The sequence below is a fragment of the Mycobacterium sp. 236(2023) genome, assembly GCF_029623955.1.
Classification (GTDB): Bacteria; Actinomycetota; Actinomycetes; order Mycobacteriales; family Mycobacteriaceae; genus Mycobacterium.
Window position 1 is genome coordinate 574,394 of sequence record NZ_JARSBP010000002.1, and the last position, 23,507, is coordinate 597,900.

The window sequence follows — 23,507 nt, forward strand, 5'->3', positions numbered from 1 at the left end:
CGCCCCGTCACGACAGGCTCGACTCGCGGACCCACCCGTAAAGTCCGGTCAGCCAGAACGCCAGCGGCAGGATGGCCGCCAACGCCAGGTACTCGGTCACCTGGATGCTCTGTCGAATGATCGGATTCGGCTCGGTCGCGCGGCCCGACCACCACACGCAGACCGCGCAGGCGACGGCGAAGGCCATGCACGACCAATGCCCGTGTCCCGCAAAGGCTGCCACTGAGACGAACAGCGAGGAGACCAGGGCGACGACTCCGCCGACCGTCAGCCAGAGCCGACGTCGGATATCCGCGTAGCACCGCTGGCGGAGAACCAGAAGCAGCCCGAGGTCGGCGCAGAACGCGGCGGCGAGCGTCGCCGACGAACCGGGGCGCACTGCTTCCACGACGATGAGTGCGGCGCCCAGCGCCGCTGCCACCGACCAGCCGGCGACAAGTCCGGTCAACACCCGGTGCGCGGCGCCGGCGTCGAGACGCGCCGTGAGGGCCGCGATTCTCGGGGCGGCCGCCAGCCCGGCCAGTGCGATGACCACCAAGGTGGTGCCGGCCACGTCGAAATGGGTTGTCGCCGTGACACATAACGCCGCTGCGGCCAGCGTCGCCCCCGCGGCGGCAGCGAAGGCGATCAGCAGCCCGTCGTCGGTGGTGACGCGCATCAGCAGGGTGGACATCGCCAACGCCGACGCCGCCGCAAGCAGCGCCGATGCAGCCCAGCCGGCACCCTGGACCGCGAGTGCTCCTGTCGCCGTGGCGAAGAGCACCGCTCCCGAGCTCGCCAACCGCGCAGTCCCGCGGTCGCTCCGGTCGACCGCGACCGCCGTCGCTGCCGCCGCGATGGCGAGCGCCGCCGCCGACCAGACGTGCCAGACCGACGGACCCACGACACCTGACCAGACCAGAGCGACGGCCGCCGCGAACACGCCCGCGATACCCGCGGCGAGCACGGCATCGCGGGAAAACGCGGTCCTATCCGATGTCAGCGCCACCACGCCCGAGAACTCGGTGGGTGTGAGGCGCGGTGGCGGCAGTGGATACGGTGCGAGCGTCACCAGGTCTCCGTCCCGAATCTGGTTGTCCCGCAGCGAGACCGACGTGTCCAATGCGGACCCTGCCATGCGCGTCAGGTGCCAGCGTCGAGGTTCCGCAGAGTCGCCGAAGACCGCGTCGACCAGCGAGGGCATCAACTCACCGAGCGGGCACTCGGCAGGCAGAACGAGATCGACCACCCCGGACTGATCTGCGCCGGTCACCTCAACGGCGAGTCTGCACAACGTATCCGGCACCGTTTCAACCTAACTCGCCGTGCACCCCGCCCGATGCACGACTTTGTGGGCTGTGGATGGAACGCACGCGGCGTGCCGTGCGTCTACTCACACATGGAGTCGAGTCGGATCGTCATCGAGGCACCACCGGATCCGCCGGTGCCCGCACCGGTGAACCCGGTGGCGCGCTTGATGCCCGTCGCGATGATCGTCGCGATGGGCGGGATGACGGCCTTGTATCTGACGTCGACGGACAGCGCTGCGCGCAATCCGATGTTCCTGTTCTTCCCCGTCATGATGCTGGTGTCACTGATCGGCACACTGGCCTACGGCGGCAGGAGCGGCGCGGCCCGCACGGGTGAGGTCACCGCCCAGCGGACCGAATATCTGCGCTATCTCGACACTCTCGACGGTGTGCTGATGGCCGCCGCCGAGGACCAGTACCGCTCGCAACACGGCGACCATCCCCATCCGGTGTCGTTGTGGATGCTCGCAGGCCGAGATCGCATGTGGGAGCGCGGCGAAGATCACCCGGATTTCCTTGTCGTCCGCATCGGGGTGGGCGCGCAGCCCGCGACGACGCTGGCGGTTGTCCCAAATCTCGGGCCCGATGCGGAAGCGGATCCGGTGACGGTCGGCGCGCTCCGGCGGTTGGTGGACCATCGAGCGACGGTCGCCGATGTGCCGGTGACGGTGCCGCTGCACTCGTCGGCGTCGATTCAACTGCCCCGGGCAGCGGCGCGGGCGTTGGTGTGCCAGGCTGCGATGTTTCACCACCCCGATACGGTCGCGGTGTCTGTCCCTGCGTCACCGGAGTGGGACTGGGTGAAATGGCTTCCACACCAGGGTGTTCACCGGTCGGTGCACAGGATTGTGATCTGTGAGGACGGTGCGGCGCCCGCTCCTGCAGCGGCGACGACGGTCATCGATGTCCAACCGGATGGCGGGCCACGCGACGTGGTGTGCGACGACATGTCTCGGGCCGACGCCGTGGCATGCGCACGGCAGATCGCGCGGTACAGACCGCAGGGGTCGTCGGGGCCGCGGGGGCGGTTGGACTGGCCCGCCTTGATGGGTATCGCCGACCCCGAGCGGATCGACCCCGACGCGCTCTGGTCGAGGTCGGCCGGGGCTGCCGCGTTGCGGGTGCCAATCGGTGTGGCCGACGACGGGACCATCGTCGATCTGGACATCAAGGAGGCTGCAGCGGGCGGGCTCGGCCCACACGGATTGTGCGTGGGGGCAACGGGTTCGGGCAAGTCGGAGTTTCTCCGCACGCTCGTGCTCGGAATGATCACGGCGCATTCCCCGGACACCCTGAACCTCGTACTGGTCGACTTCAAGGGCGGTGCGACATTCCTCGGCCTGGAGACGGCCCATCATGTCTCGGCGGTGATCACCAATCTGGCCGACGAGGCCGCGCTGGTGTCGCGGATGCGTGAGGCGCTGTCGGGGGAGGTCAACCGGCGACAGGAGCTGTTGCGGGCGGCAGGGAATCTGACGAACATCGGCGAGTACGCGCGGGCCCGCGCACACGGTGGTGCGTTGGCTCCGCTGCCCGCGCTGTTCATCATCGTCGACGAATTCTCCGAGTTGCTCAGCCAGCATCCCGATTTCGCCGAGCTGTTCGTCGCCATCGGTCGGCTCGGCCGGTCGCTGGGCATCCATCTGCTGTTGGCGAGCCAGCGGCTCGACGAAGGGCGCCTTCGGGGACTCGAAACGCACCTTTCCTACCGGATCTGCCTGAAAACGTTCTCGGCGAGCGAATCACGCGCGGTGCTGGGTGTTCCCGATGCCTATCATCTACCGTCGGAACCGGGGGCGGCCTACCTGAAGACGGCCGCAGGCGGGCTGACCCGGTTTCAGACGGCCTTCGTGTCCGGCGGTTACACCCCGCGGCGTCCTTTCCCGGCGCATCAGACCCGTGCGGTGCACCGTTTCTCCCTCGGTGACGACGGCCGGGTACAGGCGGCGCCCGCCCGGCAGCGACCGCTGCTGCCCACCGTGTTGCGTCAGCTGGCCGGCCGCGGGGCGCAGGCGCACCGGGTCTGGTTGGCGCCACTCGGGTCGCCGCCCGCCTTGCAGGATCTGCTGCCTTCCGAACCCGCGCGCCGGCTGCGGGTGCCCATCGGCGTGGTGGACCGTCCCTACGAGCAGAGACGAGACCCGTACGTCGTCGACGTGTCCGGGTCGGCAGGCAACGTCGCCGTGGTGGGCGCACCGAAGACGGGAAAATCGACTGCCCTGAAGACGATCATCTGCGCGCTGGCCACAACGCACGATGCGACCGAGGTGCAGTTCTACTGCCTGGATTTCGGTGGCGGCGATCTGGCGGCGCTGCGGGATCTGCCTCATGTTGGCTCGGTGGCGGGCCGGCGTGACAGCGACCTGTCCCGGCGCACGGTGGCGGTGGTCGAAGCGCTGCTGCGGGCCCGTGAATCCGGCGCCGACAGGGCATCTCGCGGCGATGTGTTTCTCGTCATCGACGGTTGGGCGGCCCTGCGGCAGGACTTCGACGGACTCGAGCCGGCGATCACCGCGATTGCGGCGCAGGGACTTTCCTATGGGATCCACGTGATGATCGCCGCGTCGCGCTGGGCGGATCTGCGGCCCGGTCTCAAAGACCAGATCGGCACGCGGATCGAGCTTCGACTGGGAGACCCCGCCGATTCCGAGATGGATCGCAGGCGAGCCCGTGACCTCGCCGAAAGACCCCCAGGCCGCGGCCTCACCCGGGAGGGCCGCGAGACGGCGATCGCACTGCCCAGCGCGGACCGCGTGCGTCGCCGTGCCGATGGCCGCGCGGCTCCGCCTGTCGAGCTGCTCCCGGACCGGGTCGAGCGCCGTGCGATGGCAACCGTCGCACGTCGAGCCGGTGACGTCGTCCTCGGCCTCGGCGAGCGTGACCTCACCCCTGTCGTACTCGCTTTCGCCGAGCACCCCCATCTGCTGGTTCTCGGCGAAAGCTCTTGCGGCAAGACGAATCTCCTGCGCCTGTTGTGTACCGAACTGGCCGGGTCGAACGAGGTCGCGCTCGAGATCGTCGACTATCGCCGCACGCTGCTCGGCGTCGTCGAGACCGGTTACTCGGTGTCGCCGAAGGCGGTGACATCGCGGATGGCCGCGCTGACGCAGACACTGACCGGCAGAATGCCCGACGAGCACGTCACCCAGCGCCAGCTGCGGGACCGCTCGTGGTGGCAGGGGCCCGAGATCTACATCGTCGTCGACGACTACGACCTCGTCGCAGGAGCGACCGGAAACCCGCTGACGCCATTGGCCGACTTCCTGCCCCACGCCAAGGATCTCGGCCTGCACCTTGTGATCGCCCGCCGGTCCGGTGGTGCGGCGCGGGCGATGTTCGACCCGGTGCTGGCGCGGATGAGGGATATGGGCTGCGCCGGGCTGATGATGAGCGCCGCCCCGGACGAAGGGGTGCTGCTGGGCAGCGTCCGACCGTCGGCGCTTCCGCCGGGCCGCGGGACTCTCGTCGCTCGTGGCAGGCCTGAGGAACTGATCCAGGTCGCGTGGGTGGAACCACCCCCGTGATCGTCGTCGAAGTCGGCCCCGAAACAGTGTGTGGCCCAGAAGCTGTCCCGCAGGACACGATGACGGCGGCGCTGGCCTGCATCGACGATCGGCTCGCACTGATCGACGACCGCGCGGTCGACGTCGACGAACTGTGGTGCGACGTCCTCGGTCACGCAACCGGTGATCACGACGGGACGATCGCGATCGTCACCCCGACGTGGTGGCCGGCGGGCCGTATCCGGATCGTCGCCGCGGCCGCCGAGGAGATCTTCGCTGAAGCCGTTGTCCTGCAACGTTCGATCTTGGCGCGCGACAGCGATGCCACGGTTGTCGAACTGTCCGCCGACTTCGCCGTCGTGACGCCGCCGGCATCGGACTGCCGCGTCCTCGACCGTGATGACGCCGAAGTCGAGGCGCACCTGACCGCCGCCCCATCGGTGCTCGTCGATGTTCCCGAAGGCGTGGCACCGCTGTGCGCCGACGTGCTCGCGCGGCTTCGACAGCGCGGAATCCCTGTGTCGTACAGCGCTCGTCACCGGATGCGCGACGCCGCCGCCCGGGCGATCCCCGAGGTGCCGTGCCGGCGGCGGCGCACCGTCGCCCGCCCGGGTCGCCGCACGATCGCGGTCATGACGGGCGTCGCGGTGACGACGGCCGCTGTCGTCGGGGGTTGGGCGGCACAGACGTTCACGCCGCAGCGGGCTGGCGGCGACGCGACCCGACTTTTGACCGAGGGCCGGGTTGAGCTTTCCGTCCCGGCCACCTGGGCTGCCGAGCGCGTCACCGATGATGCCGTAACGGCCCGGGTGAGGGTCTCCGCACCCGGCGGGCTTCCGGCTCTGCACATCACACAATCCTCCGGTGCGCAGAAGGCGACGCTCGATGTTGTTGCCGAAACACTGCGCCACGCAATCGCTTCCGAGCCGGCCGGTGTGTTCGTCGATTTCGAGGCGGCGGCAGATCGCGGAGGGCGGCCCGCGGTGACCTACGTCGAACGCCGGGCAGGCACGGAAACCCGCTGGGCCGTCGTCGTCGACGGCGTCACGCGCATCGCGATCGGCTGCCAGCACGCCTCCGCGCACCGCGCCTCGATCGAGGCGATCTGCGACGAGGCCGTGCGCTCGGTACACGTACCGGACTGAAAAGCGATTCCATGGAACCGAATTCGGCACCGGCGCGTCCAATCTAATAGATGCCGAGAACCTCAACAGGAACGGAAAGGATTCACATGTCGACGTCATCAGGGGCCGCGCTGGCCACCGACCTGGAGCTCATGGTGTCGGTCGCCGCCAAGACCGACACCCGCAACGACGAGATCCGGGCGATGCTGCAGTCCTTCATCACGGCCATGAGCAATGTGCCGCCCTCGGTGTGGGGCGGCGCCGCGGCCGTGCGGTTCCGGGAGGTGGTGGAGCGCTGGAACGCCGAGTCCCTGAAACTGCATTCGTCCCTGCAGCGCATCGCCGAGACCATCCGCGACAACCAGCGCGTCCTGCAGGACGTCGCCGACGGCCATTCGCAGCGCATCGGTTCCGTCGCGGCAAGCATGTAGGGGACGGCGAGATGACGAACATGCTGAACTACGACTTCGGTGAGATCGAGTACACGGTCCGTCAGGAGATCCATTCGACGTCGGCCCGGTTCAACGCCGCACTGGAAGACCTGCGCGCGCAGATCGCACCGCTACAGGCGACATGGACGCGCGAGGCCGCCGAGGCCTACCGCATCGAGCAGGCGCGCTGGGAACAGTCCGCCGGAGCGCTCAACGAGATCCTCGTCAGCCTCGGTAATGCGGTCCGCGACGGCTCCGAGGACGTCGCCGACACCGACCGTAGAGCCGCCAACGCCTGGGGCGCCTGACGCCCCGCCCCGAGTCTGTGCGGCTCCCCGGGAGGAGGGGAGCCGAACGGGGAGCCGCACAGTACTCTCTGCACGCAACCCAATCGCGCCGCCGATCGCGCTAGGCTGGCACCACGTGTGATGGCGCACACACCGCTGGATAAAGGACTAAAGCCGGGTGGCAGCTTCAAACACCTCAACCGGACGGGGCACGACCCGCCCGTCACCGGCGCGTCTGCAGGCGGTCCATGAGCTGTTCATCGCCGGCGAGGTCGACGCCACCTATCTGAACTCGAATTCCATCCGTCCTGTCGTCGCGCAGAGCTGGGAACGCAGCCTCGCAGGTGGGGTCGACCCCGACCTCGACGGGGCACGCGCCGTGTCCGCCGTCGCCGCCGTCGAACGGCTGCGGGACACGCATCCGCTGGCGCCGGCGCTTCCGGTGATCCGGCGTCTCCTCGTCGACGACGCCCTGGACTCCGGCGTCGTCGTCGCGGTCAGCGCCGCCGACGGCACGTTGTTATGGGTGGAAGGCGACCCGAAGGCCTGCCGCAAAGCCGAGGCGATGAACTTCGTTCCCGGCGCCGACTGGAGCGAACACGGTGCGGGCACCAACGCCCCCGGCACCGCGCTGACGCTCGACCGCGAGCTCCAGATCCACGGCTCCGAACACTTCTCCCGCATCGTCCAGCCCTGGAGCTGCACCGCGGCACCCGTGCACGACCCCACCACCGGGGCGCTGCTCGGCGCGATCGACCTGACCGGCGGCACGCAGACCGCGACGTCGCAGACGCTGGCGCTGGTCCGCGCGACAGCGGTGGCCGTCGAGAACCATTTGGCGCTGCTGCGGCTGGCCGGCGTCGGTGCCGAACCTGCCGCCCGCAAACCGCACCTCGTCGTCCTCGGTGGAGACCGCCCGCGCTGGGTGACCACCGACAGTTACGGCCACCTGCAGGCCACCCATCTCACCGGCAGGCACGCCGACATCCTCGTACTGCTCAGCCGCCACCCCGAAGGTCTCTCGGCAGACCACCTCGCAGTGCTGCTCGACGACAAGGACCTCGACGTCGTCACCGTGCGGGCCGAGATGTCGCGGCTGCGCAAGGTCATCGGGCCTGACAGCCTCGGCTCGCGGCCGTACCGGCTGCTCACGCCGATCACCAGCGACATCGCGGAGGTGTTCGAGGCCCTCGACGCCGGCGACGTCGAGACCGCCATGAACCGCTACGCCGGCCCGCTGCTGACGCAGTCGGTGTCCCCGGCGATCGCCCGGCTGCGCACCCAACTCTCGGCGACCCTTCGCGACGCCGTGCTCGCCGAGAACACGCAGGGGCGTACCGACCTGCTGCGCCGCTGGCTCGACCTGCCCGAAGGACGCGACGACCGCGACGGCTGGCAGGCGTTGCGCGACAGTGCCGGGCTCACCGCCGTAGCGCGGGCGCAGGCCCGCGGCCACCTCGCGGGGCTCGACTTCGAACTCGGCTGAAAACCTGAGCAACCCGGCATAACGCCAGCTCAGGCGGTATAAAGATGCGAGTTGTCAAGAGCTGCAACCAGTTCCACGATTGAGGCATGGATTACCGCGCGTACGCCGAGTTCCTGCCCGCCGCATACACCGACAACCTCATCCCGCCCGTCAGCACCTGGTGGCAGTGGCGGGACACCCACGTCCACATCGCGCGCTCTCAGGCCCCCGAGGCGGCGGTGCGCGCGATGGTCATCCACGGCGGCGGCGGGCACAGCGGCGCGCTGTGGCCCGTCTCGGGAATGGCCGCCGACGAGGGCTTCGAAGTCTTCGCGCCGGACTTGCCGCTGTTCGGCGACACCGTCCCCGCCGACGCGTCGCGCGTCCGCTACGACGACTGGGTCGACCTGCTCAGCGACCTCGTCCGTGCCGAAAGAACGCGAGATCCGCGGCCGCTCATCCTCTTCGGCGCCAGCATGGGGGGAATGCTCGCCTACGAGGTGGCCGCCCGCACTCGTGACATCGCGGCTGTCGTCGCGACCTGCCTGCTCGACATGCGCGACTCCGCCGCCCGCGCCGCTGCGACCCGCTACCCGTGGATGGGCAGATCCGCCCCGCATCTGCTTCCCGCGCTCACACCGGTCCTCGGCCGCCTTCGGGTGCCACTGCGCTGGCTCGAAGACATGGACAACATGAGCAACGATCCGCGGCTGTCGCAGCTGTGCGCGTCCGATCCCCGCGGAGGCGGAGGCAGCGCACCGCTGGGCTTCCTGTCGAGCTTCATGACGTATACGCACACCGTCCCCGAGCAGTACCGCGGCGCGCCCGTCACCCTCGTCGCGCCCGCCGCCGACAAGTGGACCCCACCCGAACTGAGTATCCGCTTCATGCAACGTATTTCGGCACGCACCGAACTGGTGATGCTGGAGAACTGTGGCCACTTCCCGATCGAGGAGCCGGGCCTGACGCAACTACGTGACGCGATGCGGACCGTGCTCAGCCAGGTGCAAGCCGGTCGACCGTGACCATCAGCGCGTCGACCGTGAGCGCGTGGCGTGTCAGCACCCGGTGTAGTTGGGCGTCGATCGTGTGCACCAGCGTGCGCGCCGTCAGCTCCAGGTCGTCACCCCCGCGGTCGCACCGCTTGAGGTGAAACGCGACCTCGTCGCAGATCCTGTCCTCGAAGCCGCGCATCTCGTCGAGCTGCTCCAGCGTCGGCTGCACGAGGCGGTGTAACAGTGCGTGCAGTCCCGGCTGGTCGGCGTGCAGATCGACCAGCGCCTCCAGAAACAGCCGCATGGTCCTCTCGAACGGGGGCGCCTCGTCCCGTAGTTGCGCGAACATCGGCGTCAGCCGCCCATCGGCGTCGCGCACATGCCGCTCGGCCACCGCCCGCAGCAGCGCCAGCTTGTCGGGGAAGTACTGGTACAGCGTGCCGATCGACAGACCTGCCCGATCGGCGATGCGGTTGGTCGTCGCGGTGACGCCTTCGCGCGAGAACACCTGCGCGGCCGCCTCCACCAGCGTGTTCACCGTGTCGCGGGAGCGCTGCTGGCGGGGCGTGCGGCGGTTCTGGTCGATGGGTGCAAGTCTGCCCAACCGTGCAACTGCGCTGCAACGGTTGGGGCCGTAGGTTCAGTGACGCACACCACACGAGCAGGAGACTCACCATGACTGTGTACGCCCGCCCCGGGGCTGACGGCGCCCTGATGTCGTTCAAGCCCCGCTACGACAACTTCATCGGCGGCCAGTGGGTCGCGCCGAACGCCGGACGCTACTTCGAGAACCCGACACCCGTGACCGGCCAGCCGTTCACCGAGGTCGCGCGTTCCGACGAGAGCGACATCGACAAGGCCCTGGACGCCGCCCACGCAGCCGCGCCCGCCTGGGGCAAGACCTCGGCCGCCGAGCGCGCCGTGATCCTCAACAAGATCGCCGACCGCATCGAGGAAAACCTCGAGTCGATCGCGCTGGCCGAATCGTGGGACAACGGCAAGCCGATCCGCGAGACGCTGAACGCCGACATCCCGCTGGCCGTCGATCACTTCCGCTACTTCGCCGGTTGCATCCGTGCGCAGGAGGGCTCGCTGTCGGAGGTCGACGCCGACACCGTGGCCTACCACTTCCATGAGCCGCTCGGCGTCGTCGGGCAGATCATCCCGTGGAACTTTCCGATCCTGATGGCGGTGTGGAAGCTGGCCCCCGCGCTGGCCGCAGGCAACGCCGTCGTCCTCAAGCCGGCCGAGCAGACTCCCGCCTCGATCCTGTACCTGATGGAGATCATCGGCGACCTGCTGCCCGCCGGCGTGGTCAACGTCGTCAACGGCTTCGGTGTCGAGGCGGGCAAGCCGCTCGCGTCGTCCAACCGGATCGCCAAGATCGCGTTCACCGGTGAGACCACCACCGGCCGGCTGATCATGCAGTACGCCTCGCAGAACCTGATCCCGGTGACTCTGGAGCTCGGCGGCAAGAGCCCCAACATCTTCTTCAGCGATGTGCTCGCTCAGGCGGACAACTACCAGGACAAGGCGCTCGAGGGCTTCACGATGTTCGCCCTCAACCAGGGTGAGGTCTGCACCTGCCCGTCGCGGTCGCTGATCCAGGCCGACATCTACGACGAGTTCCTGGCGCTGGCCGCCATCCGCACCAAGGCCGTCCGCCAGGGCGACCCGCTGGACACCGAGACGATGATCGGCGCGCAGGCGTCCAACGATCAGCTCGAGAAGATCCTGTCCTACATCGAGATCGGCAAGAGCGAAGGTGCGCAGGTCGTCACCGGCGGCGAGCGCGCCCAGCTCGGCGGCGACCTCAACGGCGGCTACTACGTGGCGCCGACGATCTTCACCGGCAACAACAAGATGCGGGTCTTCCAGGAGGAGATCTTCGGGCCCGTCGTGGCCGTCACGTCGTTCACCGACTACGACGACGCGATCAGCATCGCCAACGACACCTTGTACGGCCTCGGCGCCGGCGTGTGGAGCCGCGACGGCAACACCGCCTACCGCGCGGGCCGCGACATCAAGGCCGGCCGGGTGTGGACGAACTGCTACCACCAGTACCCCGCGCACGCCGCGTTCGGTGGCTACAAGCAGTCCGGCATCGGCCGCGAGAACCACAAGATGATGCTCGACCACTACCAGCAGACGAAGAACCTGCTGGTGAGCTACAGCGACCAGGCCCTCGGATTCTTCTGATTCCCAAGCCTCAGCTCATCAGCCGCAGACTCGCACGGACCCCCCTTGGTCCGTGCGAGTTTGTGCATTCGAGGGTGGGTGACCCTGATCATTCGGTCAGGTGAGGGTCAGACCTCTCATGCGGGAGTCCTGCGGTCGGTAGGTTCGGCAAGGAACGCAGGTGGACAGTGCGTACTCACAAAGGAGTTGGTACATGGGCGATTTCGTAGCGGCTATCGACCAGGGAACGACCAGCACCAGGGCCATGGTGTTCGACCACGCCGGCCGCGAGGTCGCCCGGCATCAACTCGAGCACGAACAGATCCTTCCGAAAGCCGGTTGGGTCGAGCACAATCCGGTCGAGATCTGGGAACGCACCGCCTCGGTGCTCCAGACCGCGCTGAACAAGGGCAAGCTCTCCACCGAGGACATCGTCGCGCTGGGTATCACGAACCAGCGGGAGACGGCGCTGGTGTGGGACCGCAAGACGGGCCGCCCGTACTACAACGCCATCGTGTGGCAAGACACCAGAACCGACCGCATCGCCTCCGCATTGGACCGCGACGGCCGCGGTGACGTCATCAGGACGAAGGCGGGGCTGCCGCCGGCCACGTATTTTTCGGGCGGCAAGGTGCAGTGGATCCTGGAGAACGTCGACGGTGTCCGCGAAGCCGCCGAGCGGGGCGACGCGATCTTCGGCACCTGCGACACGTGGGTGCTGTGGAACCTGACCGGCGGTCCGCGGGGCGGTGTGCACGTCACCGACGTGACCAACGCCAGCCGCACGATGCTGATGAACCTGGAGACGCTGGACTGGGACGAGGAACTGTTGGGGTTCTTCGGGATTCCGCGGCAGATGCTGCCGGAGATCGCCTCGTCGTCGGCGCCGGAGGCCTACGGCGTGACACGGTCGGATGGGCCGCTGGGCGCCGAGATCCCGCTGACGGGAATCCTCGGCGATCAGCAGGCCGCCATGGTGGGCCAGGTGTGTCTGTCGGCGGGGGAGGCCAAGAACACCTACGGAACCGGAAACTTCCTTCTCCTCAACACCGGTGAGAAGATCGTGCGCTCCGAGCACGGCCTGCTCACGACGGTCTGCTACCGCTTCGGCGACGCGAAACCTGTTTACGCCCTTGAGGGTTCGATCGCTGTGACCGGTTCGGCAGTGCAGTGGCTGCGCGATCAGTTGGGCATCATCAGCGGCGCCTCCCAGAGCGAGTCGCTGGCCCGCCAGGTTGAGGACAACGGCGGCGTCTACTTCGTGCCGGCGTTCTCCGGACTGTTCGCTCCCTACTGGCGTTCCGACGCGCGCGGTGCGATCGTCGGGCTGTCCCGGTTCAACACTAACGCGCATCTCGCGCGCGCCACCCTGGAATCCATCTGCTACCAGACGCGCGACGTCGTCGACGCCATGGAGGCCGACAGTGGTGTGCACCTCGAGGTGCTCAAGGTGGACGGGGGCATCACCGCCAACGAACTGTGCATGCAGATCCAGGCCGACGTGATCGGTACCGACGTCGTGAAACCCGTTGTGGCCGAGACGACTGCGCTCGGCGCGGCGTATGCGGCGGGGCTGGCGGTCGGCTTCTGGAAAGACGAAGACGAGCTGCGTGCCAACTGGCAGGAGGACAAGCGCTGGTCCCCGCAGTGGAGCGAGGAGCAGCGGACGCAGGGCTACGCCGGATGGCAGAAGGCGGTCCAGCGGACACTGGACTGGGTCGACGTCGACTAGCGTCCCCGTCTTTCTGACTGGGGGGCAAGGAGTTTCGCGAGCCCTGCCAGAGCGACGTCGACGACGGCGTCCAGCCTGGGCTGCGATGCGCCGCCGGCGGCGTCCACGGCGAGGCCCTGACCGATCGTCACCGCGTATCCCGCCAACGCTGCGGTGTCGATGCCCGCTTCGGCATCCTCGCAGCTTGCCAGTGCGGCGGCGATGGCGTCCTCGATGCCGTGGCGGTACTGGGCGAGCATCTCGGGTATGCGCGCATTGGTCGGCGCGCAGGACAGCCCGCCCTGGATCGACAGGCACCCCGGTACCGCTCCCGCGCGGACGGCGTTCGCCGTCGCGCGCAAATAGGACTCGACGATGCCGTAGGCGGTGGGCTGCGCGAGCAGCGTCGTGAGGCGGTCGAAATAGGAGAGCCGGTACCGCTGCAGGGCGCGCACGAAGAGTTCCTCTTTGCTGCCGAACGCCTGGTACAGGCTCGGTTTGTTGATGCCCATGGCCTGGGTCAGCTCGGCCATCGATGCCCCCTCGAAGCCGAGGCGCCAAAACACCTCGGTGGCGCGATCGAGCGCGTCGTCTTCGTCGAATGCGCGCGGCCTGCCTTTCACGCTCCGAGGTTCTGCGCTCATGGCCCGATCCTACCGAACGGTACAAAACTGGTAGTGTCGGCTGCGCAACCGATCGGTACAAAACTGGAGGACCACGTGTCGTCATTGACAGGAAAGACCGCGCTCGTCACCGGGGCGACGTCAGGGATCGGCCGCGAAGCGGCCCGGGCGCTCGCCCGCGAAGGTGCTTACGTCTTCCTGGTCGGGCGCCGCCAGGATGCGCTCGAGCACGCCGCCGCCGAGATCCAGGCCGAGATCGGTGAGGAGCGAGCCGCTTTCATTCGTGCCGACGTGACCGAGCAGTCCGACCTGGACCGGGTCGCGTCGACCATAGAGGCGACCGGGCGCAGACTCGACATCCTCTTCGCCAACGCCGGCATCGCCGAGGTGGCGGCGCTCGGAGATCTCAGCTGGGAGCATTACTCCACGACGTTCAACACCAACGTCGGCGGCATCATCTTCACGGTGCAGACGATCCTTCCGCTGCTCGACGAGGGCGCATCGGTCATCCTCTGCGGATCCGCGGGTGACGTGAAGGCGGCGCCGGGGACGAGTGTCTATGCCGCGTCCAAGGCCGCGATCCGGTCGCTGGGCCGGAGCTGGGCCGCGGAACTGGTGGACCGAGGGATCCGCGTCAACGTCGTTGCCCCCGGGGTCACGGAGACGCCCGGGCTCGCGGGCCTTTTCGCCGGTGCAGAGGATGGACTCGCGAACCTGACCGCGTCGATCCCCATGAAGCGCCGTGCCCACCCGCAGGAAATCGGAAGTGTGATCACGTTTCTCGCCTCCGACGGCAGCACGTTCATGACCGGCTCAGAAATCTACGTCGACGGTGGAGCCAGTCAGGTCTGACTCAAAGGGCAGCCACCCCGGCCTCGGCGACGGCGACGTCCTGGGAGACGCTGCCGGCGCTGACGCCGATGGCGCCCACGACCGTGCCGTCGATCTCGAGCGGGATTCCACCGCCGAAGATCACCAGACCGCCCGAAAGCTGTTCCAGCCCATAGAGTTCAGCGCCCGGCTGCACCAGGTCCGACAGGGCGGCAGTGGGGGCGTTCATCAGGATCGATGTGCGCGCCTTGCGGGTCGAGATGTCGATGCTGGCCTTGATGGCTCCGTCCATGCGGGCGAAGGCGATCAGGTGACCGCCGTCGTCGACCACGGCAATGTTCATCGGCTGGCCGATCTCGTTCGCCTTGGCGATCGCCGCGTCAATGATGTTCTGGGCCTTGGCCAACGGCAGGGAAGTCATGGGCTCATGGTATTCCCTGGGTGATTATGGCCACAACCTATCCGAATGCTCAGGGTGTAGGACAGTTAGGGGTTGGGAGATAGCACGGCACAACCTTTTTCGCCTTCCGGGCGCGAACACTGAATGAAATCGCACCTTCAGGAAGGTTGGCCAGTGTCCTACACCGACTTCTTCATCTGGGAGTTCATCGGCACCGCGGTTCTCATCCTCATCGGCAGCGGGTCGGTGGCTGCGGTGGTGCTGCCGAACTCGTTCTCACACGGTGGTGGCGGGAACTGGCTGGTGATCGTGCTGGGCTGGGGCTTCGGTGTGTTCACCGCGGCCAGCATCGCCAGTCCGTCTGGTGCGCATATCAATCCGGCGGTCACCTTGGCTGTCGCGATCAGCGGCGATCTGCCGTGGGGGGCCGTCCCGTTCTACTGGGCCGGGCAGATGCTCGGTGCCATCGTGGGTGCCACGTTGGCCTGGGTGGTGTTCAAACTGCAGTTCGACGCCAACGAGGACAACTCCGGCACCCGGGGCATCTTCTGCACCGCCCCGGCGATCAAGGGCATCGGCTGGAACTTCGCCACCGAGGTGATCGCGACGTTCGTGTTGATCCTGTGGGTGCTGACCACGCCCGAGATCAACAACACGCTGGGCTACGCAGGCGTGACCTTCGTGATCATGGCCATCGGCTTCGGTCTGGGTGGTCCCACCGGTTATGCGATCAACCCCGCGCGTGACCTCGGGCCGCGAATCGCCTACGCGCTGTTGCCGATCAAGGGCAAAGGCGATGCGGTGTGGTCCTACTCGTGGGTGCCGGTCTTCGGTCCGCTCGTCGGTGCGGCGTTGGCGGCGCTGCTCGCCGGTGCACTGGCCTGACGCTCGGCGGCGAACGCGGCCACCTGGCCGATGATCGTCGTGGCCGGCGGGCGGATGTCTGCCGCCGAGGCGGCCGCGGCTATCGTGCTCACGGTCGCGCGCACCACGCGCTGCGACGGCAAGCAGCCGTCGGCGACGCCCGCGGCCGGGGTGTCGGGATCCATTCCGGCGGTGATCAACTCACCGGCGATGGCACCCAGGTTGGCCACGGCCATCATCAGGATCAGCGTGGTGTTGGACCGGGCGAGAGCGGCATAGTCGATGGTTGATTCCGGATGTCCCGGCGGGACGTGCCCGGTGATCACGGTGAACCCCTGGGTGAGGCCGCGATGGGTGACCGGGATGCGAGCCGAGGCGGGCGCCGCGATCGACGAGCTCACGCCAGGGATCACGTCGACGGGAATGCCCACCCGCTCGCAGTGGTCGCGTTCCTCGCCGCCTCTGCCGAAGACGAAGCCGTCGCCGCCCTTGAAGCGCACCACGGTGCGCCCCATGGCGGCGTGTTCGACCAGCAGCTCGTTGATCGTCTTCTGTTCGGTACGTCTGCCGCCGGGGATCTTGGACACATCGATGATCGTCGCGTGCGGCGCGATCCCGGCCAGCACCCCGACCGGGGCGAGCCGGTCGGTGACGATGACGTGTGCGCGTGCCAGCGCGTCGCGGCCCGCGACGGTCAGCAGGCCGGGGTCGCCGGGACCGCCACCGACGAGGATGACCCGTCCGGTGCCCTCGGTCGGCGGCGCGCTGCCCGAGTCGTCCGGATCGAGGACGCAGAATCGTCGGCGCACCAGCGCCAGTTTGCGGATCAGCCGGTCCTGGGACGGATCGCCGGTGTGCGCGAATACGATTGCGGCCGAATCGATGTCGCCCTCGACGAGATCGCGACGATGCAGTGTCACCAACCCTCGCGCGGCAAGGTCGTCGAAGTAGGGCGTCGGATCGGCGGTGGCCACCGTGACGGTCGCACCGGCATCCAGCAGTGAAGCCGTCACCGCGATGGCCCGAGGCGCGGATCCTGCGACTACTACCGGGTGGCCGCGGACCGGCAGGTCGACGGGAACGGCTGACATCAGGGCGCGCTGCTCCAGTTACCCCGCAGTGCCGTCGCGACGAGCGCCGCACGTTTGTGCACACCGAACTTGGCCATGATGTTGTGCAGGTGGAACTTCACTGTCGCCTCGCTGATGAAGAGGTGGCGGGCGATCGTACGGTTGTCGTGGCCGTCGGTGACCAGGCCAAGTACCTCGCGCTCGCGCCGCGTCAGCGCGGGCATGTCTGCCGACTCAAGCGAAGGATCGTTGGTGCGCAGCCGGGCGACGATGGCGTCGGTGCTCGCCGAGTCCAGCGCCGGGTGCCCGTTGACGACCCGCATCAACGTGACGAGCAGTTCCCCTGACGGTGAGCGGCGGTCGATGAGACCGTCGGCGCCGGAGCGGATCAGCGCGACAGGATCGAAGTGCGAGTCCTGGGTGTCGACGACGACGATCACGCTGGGCCGCGGCGCCAGTCCGTCGAGGAGTTCGGCCAGCCGCGCTCCGCTGTCGGAGCCGAGCACCAGCAGCTCCGGCCGGAGATCGCGCAGCCGCGCCACCGCGTCGGGACCCGGCCGCATGTCGGCGACGAGTTGCACCGCATCGGTGCGAGCCATCATGTGGACCACGCCGTGGCGCAGCAGTTCGTCATCCATCAGCACCGCGGTGCGGCGTCGGCGAAGATTCCCGAAACCTGTTCGCGCGGAACCGATCTTGGCGCTCACCCGGGGACGCGGATGGCGATCGATATCCAGCGGTGCTGCATATCCCGGGTGGGACAGGCTCATCTGTGACTCCGTCGGTCGGTCGGCGGGGGTGAATGCTAGCCAGCGTCGCGTTGCATCGACGTTGCAATGAGACCAGATCCACTCCGGTGGGTCAGTGTGACGCCCTCGCCTCGTTCAGCACGCAGTCGCCGCAGAGGCCTCCGCCCGGCGCGAGGTAGAACAGGCAGCAGTTGCGGCGCCGGAACGTCGATCCGGTCAGCGTCGCCGTGCCCTCGAAGTGTGGCAGTTCCAGCATTGAGCGCACCAATGTCTGCCCCGCAGATGCCAATTCGGAGTCCGACAGGCCCATCACCGTGACGGCCCCGTTGGCCGCCGACATCAGGTTTCCCCACATCACCTTGGTCGACAGCGCCGTCACCGCGCTCAACCGATCGATGATCGGGGCCAGCACCGACGCCACCAGCGACCCGTCGATGAGGTCGGCGGCGGCGCGAGAATCGAGGGCGTCGCGCCATGCCGGTGCACTGGCCGCGAAGTGCACGGAGTGACCGACGGTGCGCCAGCGGAGCACGTCTGCGGTCAGCAAGGGAATCCCTGCTCCGACGGCGAATGTGCCGATGACCGGCGAGAGGAGTCGCGATGCCGTCGACAGGTGCAACGACGATGCGGCGACCCGCGCCGGCACGGCCGTGGATTCGACTTTCGCGTAAATTGCGATGGCGCGGCGGGTTCCGGCCACTAGGCCCTGCCAGACGGTGTCGTCATCGAGCTCGGCCATCGGCCGCCACCCCGCGCCATGCGGTTCGGTGAGCGTGAAGTACTCGCCGAGCCGCTCGACTCGTCCCGGAAACGGTCGGCGCTCCATGGGTCGATCACGGTAGACGAAAACTGCAACGTCGGTGCAACGTGACGGGAGCCACACTGTGGCCATGCACGAATCCGCCATGCAAGAACCCGACCTCGACCCTGCCGTGGACTATCCGTTGAGCGTCAATCGCGGCGATCTGCTGCGCACGCCGACGGGAAAGCCGATCGACGCCATCACGATGTCCGCTGTCGTCGCGGGCGACATCGAGGCTGCGGATCTGCGGATCTCACCGGAGACACTGCGGTTGCAGGCGCAGATCTCGGAGAAGTCCGGGCGCGTGCAACTCGGCGCCAACCTGCGCCGGGCCGCGGAGATGACGGCGATCTCCGACGAGCGGGTGCTGCAGATCTATAACGCGTTGCGGCCGAACGCGTCGACGAAGGAGGAGCTCGAGTCGATCGCCGACGAGCTCTCTTCGCAGTACGGAGCTGAACTTCTGGCCGAGTTGGTGCGCGAGGCGGCAGACGTCTACGAGCGCCGCGACATTCTGGCGACGAGCGAATAGGAGAGACAAAGGTAATGACTGCCGCAGAAGCGCCCCAGCGGTCTTCGACCGACGGCACCCGCCGGTCCCTGCGGACCGAAGCCCTTGAAAGCCGACCGGTCAACCTCGACGGGTTCGTCGAGGAGTGGCCCGAGGTCGGCATGGTGGCCCTCGACAGCGCGTTCGACCCCCAGCCGAGCGTCCGCGTCGAGAACGGCGTGATCGTCGAGATGGACGGGACCGCCCGCGCCGACTTCGACTTCATCGACCAGTTCATCGCGGACAAAGCGATCGACATCGAGACCACCGAGGCGTCGATGGCGATACCGGCCGTCGAGATAGCCCGAATGCTGGTCGATCCCAATGTCTCTCGTGCCGAGGTCATCGACATCACCCGTGGGCTCACCGCAGCCAAGCTGCTCGAGGTCGCCAAGACGATGAACATCGTCGAGATCATGATGGGCATGCAGAAGATGCGGGCCCGGCGTACGCCCGCCAACCAGGCGCACTGCACCAGTGCCCGCGACAATCCGCTGCAGGTCGTGTGCGAGGCGGCCGAGGCCGCCATCCGCGGATTCGCCGAGGTGGAAACAACTCTCGGTGTGGTGCGGTACGCGCCGCTGGTGGCGATGGCGCTGCAGATCGGCGGCCAGGTCAACCCCGGCGGACCGATGACGCAGTGCGCGCTGGAAGAGGCAACCGAACTCGAACTCGGCATGCGCGGCATCACCGGCTACGCGGAGACGATCTCGGTCTACGGCACCGAACCCGTCTTCGTCGACGGTGACGACACCCCGTGGTCGAAGGCGTTTCTGGCGGCCGCCTACGCGTCGCGCGGTATCAAGATGCGGTTCACCTCCGGCACCGGATCCGAGGTGCAGATGGGCAACGCGCAGGGAAAGTCCATGCTGTACCTGGAAATTCGCTGCATCATGGTGACGAAGGGTGCCGGCGTGCAGGGGCTGCAGAACGGCTCCATCTCCTGCATCGGTGTGCCGGGCGCGGTCCCCGCGGGCATCCGGGCCGTCGCGGCGGAGAACATGATCGCTTCCGCGCTTGACCTCGAATGCGCCTCGGGTAACGATCAGTCGTTCTCGCACTCGCCGATGCGGCGGACGGCGCGTCTGATGCCCCAGATGATGCCGGGGACGGACTTCGTCTGTTCCGGCTACTCGGCGACGCCGAACTACGACAACATGTTCGCCGGTTCGAACGTCGACAGCGACGACTTCGACGACTTCAACACGATCCAGCGTGATCTCCAGATCGACGGCGGCCTTCGGCACGTCAGGGAGTCCGAGATCCTCGAAGTGCGCATGAGGGCGGCCAAGGCGCTGCAGGCGGTCTTCGGCTATCTGGACCTGCCCGCGATCACCGATGCGGAGATCGATGCGGCGGTGTACGCCAACGGATCCCGCGATCTGATCCCGCGCGATGTGCTGGAAGACCTCAAGGGCGCCCAGCAGGTCATGGACCGCGGAATCACGGGTCTGGACCTGGTCAAGGCGCTCGACGCGACGGGCTTCTCGGACATGGCGTCGAATCTGTTGTCGGTTCTGCGGCAACGAGTTTCCGGTGACATGCTGCAGACCTCGGCGATCATGACGCCCGACTTCACTCCGCTGTCGGCGGTCAACGACGACAACGATTATCTGGGTCCCGGCACCGGCTACCGCCCATCGGGCAAACGGTGGGAAGAGATGAAGCGGCTGCGGCACGTGACCAGTGCGTCGAATCCGGAAGAAGAGGTGGAATGAGCGTGGCGACAACAGAGACCGAGCAGCGGACCGTCACGTTCGACGAGGTCGGGCCCGCCGAGCGGGGATCTCGCTCCGACGAGGTCGTGATCGGGGTGTCGCCCGCGTTCGCCGATTTCTTCAGCCAGACGATCGTCAACGTGTCTCACGGTGAGGTGTTGCGGCAGATCCTGGCCGGCATCGAGGAGCAGGAGGTCGCGATGCGCATCGTGCGGGTGCGGCACAGCTCCGACCTCGCGGTGGTGGCGCATACGGCCGCCAAACTGTCCGGGTCGGGGATCGGTATCGGCATCCTCTCCCGGGGGACGTCGATGATCCACCAGCGCGACCTGCCCCGCCTGTCGAGCCTGGAACTGTTCCCGCAGTGCCCGCTGCTCACCCTGGAGACCTACCGCAGCATCGGCTCCAACGCCGCGCAGTATGCGAAAGGCGATTCGCCGCAACCGGTTCCCACGCTGAACGACCAGATGGCACGCCCGCGGTGGCAGGCCAAGGCGGCGCTGCTGCACCTCAAGGAGACCGAGCAGATCGTCAAGGGGGCGAAGCCGCTCGAGGTGAAAGCTGTGTTCTCCTGACAGTGGTGACTGCGGAACGGATCGTCGTCGGGGTCGACATCGGCAACTCGACCACGGAAGCCAGTGTCGCGCGGGTCGATTCGGACGGATCGGTCCACTACATCGGTGTCGCGCTGACCCACACGACGGGCATCAAGGGGACCGTCAAGAACGTCGACGGTGTGCTCAAGGCGGTCACCCGGGCGCTCGAGGACGCCCGCGTCGCCCTTGCCGACCTGGACGTCGTCCTGCTGAACGAGGCGACCCCGGTGATCAGCGGCCTGGCCATGGAGACGATCACCGAGACCATCATCACCGAGTCGACGATGATCGGCCACGACCCGAGGACGCCGGGCGGGCGCGGCCTCGGTGTCGGGGTGATCGTCGACTTCGCATCGTTGGCCGAGCGGACTGCCACCGAACCGGTAATCGCCTTGGTGCCCAAGGGCATCGACTTCGAGGACGCCGCCGCCGGAATCGAGGCCGCGGTGGGCCGCGGTGTGGAGGTGGCGGCCGCGATCCTCGGCAACGACGACGCCGTCCTGGTGTCGAACCGCCTGAGTACGCGGATCCCGATCATCGACGAGGTCTCGCGCATCGACGCCGTCCCGAGAGGCATGCTCGCCGCCGTCGAGGTGGTGGCGCCGGGCCAGTCGATCCGCACGCTGTCCAACGCGTATGGCCTGGCCACCATCTTCGGGTTGGATGCCGACCAGACGCGAGTGGTCTCCCCGGTGGCGCGGGCGCTGACGGGCAACCGGTCCGCCGTCGTCGTCCGCACGCCCTCCGGCGATGTGGCCGACCGGGCCATCCCGGCAGGCTCACTGGAGCTCGTCGGCCCGAACAGGGTTGTCTCGGTGGATGTCTCGCGTGGCGCACGCGACATCATGGCCGAGGTGGAGCGCGTCGGTCCGTTGGTCGACGTCGTGGGGGAGTCCGGGACCAACGCCGGCGGAATGATCGCGAACGTGCGCCAGAACATGGCCGACCTGTCCAAGCATGAGATCCGCGACGTCAAGATCACCGACCTGCTCGCGATCGACACGCAGGTCCCGCAGGAGGTGCGCGGCGGGGTGGCAGGCGAAGTCGCACTGGAGAATGCGGTGGCGCTCGCTGCGATGGTGCGGACCAGAGAGAGCGGCATGCAGGCGGTCGCCGACGCGATCGCCGAGCGTCTGCGGATCGCCGGCGCGGAGCGGGTCAGCGCCGTGGTCGGTGGAGTGGAGGCCGAGATGGCGGTGCGCGGCGCGCTGACCACGCCCGGCACCGACCGTCCGCTCGTGGTGCTCGACATGGGCGGCGGCTCCACCGACGCCGCGGTGATCGGCACCGACGGCGTCATCGACGCCGTCCACCTCGCCGGTGCCGGAGATCTCGTCACGAAGCTCATCGACTCCGAACTCGGTTTGGAGAACCTCGAGCTCGCCGAGGAGATCAAGCGGTCTCCGCTGGGAAAGGCCGAGAGCTTCTTCCACATCCGGCTGGAGAACGGGACAGCGCAGTTCTTCGAGACACCCCTGCCGTCCACCGCGTTCGCGAGGGTCGTGACCCTGTTCGATCGCGGGGTCGGCGACGCGTTGATGAACCCCATCCCCACCCGGCACTCACTCGACCGCATCCGCGACGTGCGCCGCACCGCCAAAGAACGGGTGTTCGTCGTCAACGCGCTGCGCGCGCTGCGCAGCATCGCCCCCGCGGCGGATTTGCGCCGGATCGGCTTCGTTGTGCTGCTCGGAGGGTGCGCGTTGGATTTCGAGATCCCGCAACTCATCGCCGACGCCGTGGCGCCCTACGGAATCGTCTGCGGAACCGGCAACGTGCGGGGCACCGAGGGGCCGCGCAACGCGGTCGCCTCCGGCCTGGTCGAGGCGTTCGCCTCAGGTGAGCGCCGGGTTTGATGGGCACCGTGCTTGAGGGCGGCCAGCCAGAGCCCCCCGCGATCCAGGTGCGCAGCGCGGTCAACTCCGACATTGAACGCGAAGTCCTCGCGGGCATCGAGGAAGAAGGAGTGCCGTGCATCGTCGTGCGGCCCCGCAACGCCGCATCCGCCGACGACCTGGCCCGCGAAGCGGCGCGCCGTTCCAGTCTCGACGTCGGAGTGGGCATCGATGCCGACGGCCGGATCAGCGTCGCCCACGAAATGCTGCGTGAACCGGTGCCGGGGCTCGTGTCGGGTGGCGCGGCCACACCGTCGTTTGCGCGCAGAGCCGGACACAACGCGGCGCGGATCGTTGTCGGTATCCCGCTGCGACTCTGACGTGCGCGGACGCCCGACGGCGCGAACATCCACTACCGTTTCCGGTGAGTGTGCGCGTCATAAGGAGTCACCGCTGCCTCAACCCGCGTTCAACGGAGTGTCCCGC

Annotated in this window: 22 protein-coding genes; 15 read left to right on the forward strand and 7 right to left on the reverse strand. The window is 67.9% G+C overall.

The features are described from left to right. Positions 1-7 precede the first annotated feature (7 nt). Positions 8-1,285, reverse strand: coding sequence for a type VII secretion integral membrane protein EccD (gene eccD, locus P9A17_RS05325; protein WP_278037542.1), 1,278 nt, complete (start codon positions 1,283-1,285; stop codon positions 8-10). 93 nt (positions 1,286-1,378) lie between these two features. Between eccD and eccCa the strand changes: the two genes are divergently transcribed. From eccCa to P9A17_RS05355, 6 genes are all read left to right on the forward strand, one after another. Next, complete coding sequence (eccCa, locus tag P9A17_RS05330) at positions 1,379-4,813, forward strand: type VII secretion protein EccCa (protein WP_278037543.1); 3,435 nt, start codon at positions 1,379-1,381, stop codon at positions 4,811-4,813. Further along, a complete protein-coding gene (locus P9A17_RS05335; protein ID WP_278037544.1) occupies positions 4,792-5,937 on the forward strand; it encodes a type VII secretion-associated protein in 1,146 nt (381 codons plus the stop codon). The genes eccCa and P9A17_RS05335 overlap by 22 nt, the downstream gene beginning before the upstream one ends. 86 nt (positions 5,938-6,023) lie before the next feature. Beyond that, complete coding sequence (locus P9A17_RS05340; protein ID WP_278037545.1) at positions 6,024-6,347, forward strand: WXG100 family type VII secretion target; 324 nt, start codon at positions 6,024-6,026, stop codon at positions 6,345-6,347. An 11-nt stretch (positions 6,348-6,358) separates the two neighbouring features. After that, positions 6,359-6,655 (forward strand): WXG100 family type VII secretion target, encoded by a 297-nt coding sequence (locus tag P9A17_RS05345; protein ID WP_278037546.1) that lies wholly within the window; start codon positions 6,359-6,361, stop codon positions 6,653-6,655. 157 nt (positions 6,656-6,812) lie between these two features. Then, positions 6,813-8,120, forward strand: coding sequence for a helix-turn-helix domain-containing protein (locus P9A17_RS05350; RefSeq protein ID WP_278037547.1), 1,308 nt, complete (start codon positions 6,813-6,815; stop codon positions 8,118-8,120). Between the two features lie 86 nt (positions 8,121-8,206). Further along, positions 8,207-9,124 carry an alpha/beta hydrolase gene (locus P9A17_RS05355; protein WP_278037548.1) on the forward strand — a complete coding sequence of 306 codons (918 nt, stop codon included), beginning with the start codon at positions 8,207-8,209 and terminating at the stop codon, positions 9,122-9,124. Here P9A17_RS05355 and P9A17_RS05360 read toward each other — a convergent pair. After that, the gene (locus tag P9A17_RS05360) at positions 9,096-9,632 is read right to left on the reverse strand and encodes a TetR/AcrR family transcriptional regulator (RefSeq protein ID WP_278038612.1); all 537 of its coding nucleotides are present in this window, start codon (positions 9,630-9,632) and stop codon (positions 9,096-9,098) included. The genes P9A17_RS05355 and P9A17_RS05360 overlap by 29 nt on opposite strands. Positions 9,633-9,769: 137 nt before the next feature. Between P9A17_RS05360 and adh the strand changes: the two genes are divergently transcribed. Next, a complete protein-coding gene (adh, locus tag P9A17_RS05365; protein WP_278037549.1) occupies positions 9,770-11,293 on the forward strand; it encodes an aldehyde dehydrogenase in 1,524 nt (507 codons plus the stop codon). 193 nt (positions 11,294-11,486) lie between these two features. Next, the gene (glpK, locus tag P9A17_RS05370) at positions 11,487-13,004 is read left to right on the forward strand and encodes a glycerol kinase GlpK (protein WP_278037550.1); all 1,518 of its coding nucleotides are present in this window, start codon (positions 11,487-11,489) and stop codon (positions 13,002-13,004) included. Here glpK and P9A17_RS05375 read toward each other — a convergent pair. Continuing rightward, on the reverse strand, positions 13,001-13,627 hold the full coding sequence (locus tag P9A17_RS05375) for a TetR/AcrR family transcriptional regulator (RefSeq protein ID WP_278037551.1): 627 nt from the start codon (positions 13,625-13,627) through the stop codon (positions 13,001-13,003). The genes glpK and P9A17_RS05375 overlap by 4 nt on opposite strands. A 75-nt stretch (positions 13,628-13,702) precedes the next feature. On the opposite strand from P9A17_RS05375, the gene P9A17_RS05380 reads away from it, so the two are divergent. After that, entirely contained in the window at positions 13,703-14,458 is a 756-nt protein-coding gene (locus P9A17_RS05380; protein WP_278037552.1) for an SDR family oxidoreductase, read from the forward strand. Position 14,459: 1 nt separating this feature from the next. On the opposite strand, the gene P9A17_RS05385 is transcribed toward P9A17_RS05380, so the two are convergent. After that, entirely contained in the window at positions 14,460-14,858 is a 399-nt protein-coding gene (locus P9A17_RS05385) for a heme-binding protein (RefSeq protein WP_278037553.1), read from the reverse strand. Between the two features lie 153 nt (positions 14,859-15,011). Between P9A17_RS05385 and P9A17_RS05390 the strand changes: the two genes are divergently transcribed. Beyond that, positions 15,012-15,722 (forward strand): MIP/aquaporin family protein, encoded by a 711-nt coding sequence (locus P9A17_RS05390; RefSeq protein ID WP_278037554.1) that lies wholly within the window; start codon positions 15,012-15,014, stop codon positions 15,720-15,722. On the opposite strand, the gene cobA is transcribed toward P9A17_RS05390, so the two are convergent. The 3 genes from cobA to P9A17_RS05405 form a co-directional block, all read right to left on the reverse strand. After that, complete coding sequence (gene cobA / locus P9A17_RS05395; RefSeq protein WP_278037555.1) at positions 15,647-16,792, reverse strand: uroporphyrinogen-III C-methyltransferase; 1,146 nt, start codon at positions 16,790-16,792, stop codon at positions 15,647-15,649. The two genes, P9A17_RS05390 and cobA, sit on opposite strands and share 76 nt — an antisense overlap. Further along, a complete protein-coding gene (locus P9A17_RS05400) occupies positions 16,792-17,541 on the reverse strand; it encodes a response regulator transcription factor (RefSeq protein WP_278037556.1) in 750 nt (249 codons plus the stop codon). The genes cobA and P9A17_RS05400 overlap by 1 nt, the downstream gene beginning before the upstream one ends. Before the next feature lie 91 nt (positions 17,542-17,632). Beyond that, positions 17,633-18,346 carry a (2Fe-2S)-binding protein gene (locus P9A17_RS05405; protein ID WP_278037557.1) on the reverse strand — a complete coding sequence of 238 codons (714 nt, stop codon included), beginning with the start codon at positions 18,344-18,346 and terminating at the stop codon, positions 17,633-17,635. Positions 18,347-18,410: 64 nt separating this feature from the next. On the opposite strand from P9A17_RS05405, the gene P9A17_RS05410 reads away from it, so the two are divergent. From P9A17_RS05410 to P9A17_RS05430, 5 genes are read left to right on the forward strand one after another with little or no spacing between them, the layout of a single operon-like run. Continuing rightward, positions 18,411-18,854: a diol dehydratase small subunit gene (locus tag P9A17_RS05410; RefSeq protein ID WP_278037558.1), complete on the forward strand. Its 444-nt coding sequence runs from the start codon at positions 18,411-18,413 to the stop codon at positions 18,852-18,854. Positions 18,855-18,868: 14 nt separating this feature from the next. Further along, complete coding sequence (locus tag P9A17_RS05415) at positions 18,869-20,590, forward strand: propanediol/glycerol family dehydratase large subunit (protein ID WP_278037559.1); 1,722 nt, start codon at positions 18,869-18,871, stop codon at positions 20,588-20,590. Continuing rightward, positions 20,587-21,165 (forward strand): propanediol/glycerol family dehydratase medium subunit, encoded by a 579-nt coding sequence (locus P9A17_RS05420; protein WP_278037560.1) that lies wholly within the window; start codon positions 20,587-20,589, stop codon positions 21,163-21,165. Before P9A17_RS05415 ends, P9A17_RS05420 begins: the two co-directional genes overlap by 4 nt. A 5-nt stretch (positions 21,166-21,170) precedes the next feature. Further along, on the forward strand, positions 21,171-23,042 hold the full coding sequence (locus P9A17_RS05425; protein ID WP_278037561.1) for a diol dehydratase reactivase subunit alpha: 1,872 nt from the start codon (positions 21,171-21,173) through the stop codon (positions 23,040-23,042). Next, entirely contained in the window at positions 23,042-23,401 is a 360-nt protein-coding gene (locus P9A17_RS05430) for a glycerol dehydratase reactivase beta/small subunit family protein (RefSeq protein ID WP_278037562.1), read from the forward strand. Before P9A17_RS05425 ends, P9A17_RS05430 begins: the two co-directional genes overlap by 1 nt. Positions 23,402-23,507 lie beyond the last annotated feature (106 nt).

Coding starts and splice junctions, on each gene's coding strand:
- eccCa (WP_278037543.1), top strand. CDS start 1,379: ATGGAGTCGAGTCGGATCGTCATCGAGGCACCACCGGATCCGCCGGTG.
- P9A17_RS05340 (WP_278037545.1), top strand. CDS start 6,024: ATGTCGACGTCATCAGGGGCCGCGCTGGCCACCGACCTGGAGCTCATG.
- P9A17_RS05345 (WP_278037546.1), top strand. CDS start 6,359: ATGACGAACATGCTGAACTACGACTTCGGTGAGATCGAGTACACGGTC.
- P9A17_RS05355 (WP_278037548.1), top strand. CDS start 8,207: ATGGATTACCGCGCGTACGCCGAGTTCCTGCCCGCCGCATACACCGAC.
- adh (WP_278037549.1), top strand. CDS start 9,770: ATGACTGTGTACGCCCGCCCCGGGGCTGACGGCGCCCTGATGTCGTTC.
- glpK (WP_278037550.1), top strand. CDS start 11,487: ATGGGCGATTTCGTAGCGGCTATCGACCAGGGAACGACCAGCACCAGG.
- P9A17_RS05375 (WP_278037551.1), bottom strand. CDS start 13,627: ATGAGCGCAGAACCTCGGAGCGTGAAAGGCAGGCCGCGCGCATTCGAC.
- P9A17_RS05385 (WP_278037553.1), bottom strand. CDS start 14,858: ATGACTTCCCTGCCGTTGGCCAAGGCCCAGAACATCATTGACGCGGCG.
- cobA (WP_278037555.1), bottom strand. CDS start 16,792: ATGTCAGCCGTTCCCGTCGACCTGCCGGTCCGCGGCCACCCGGTAGTA.
- P9A17_RS05400 (WP_278037556.1), bottom strand. CDS start 17,541: ATGAGCCTGTCCCACCCGGGATATGCAGCACCGCTGGATATCGATCGC.
- P9A17_RS05405 (WP_278037557.1), bottom strand. CDS start 18,346: ATGGAGCGCCGACCGTTTCCGGGACGAGTCGAGCGGCTCGGCGAGTAC.
- P9A17_RS05410 (WP_278037558.1), top strand. CDS start 18,411: ATGCACGAATCCGCCATGCAAGAACCCGACCTCGACCCTGCCGTGGAC.
- P9A17_RS05415 (WP_278037559.1), top strand. CDS start 18,869: ATGACTGCCGCAGAAGCGCCCCAGCGGTCTTCGACCGACGGCACCCGC.
- P9A17_RS05420 (WP_278037560.1), top strand. CDS start 20,587: ATGAGCGTGGCGACAACAGAGACCGAGCAGCGGACCGTCACGTTCGAC.
- P9A17_RS05430 (WP_278037562.1), top strand. CDS start 23,042: ATGGGCACCGTGCTTGAGGGCGGCCAGCCAGAGCCCCCCGCGATCCAG.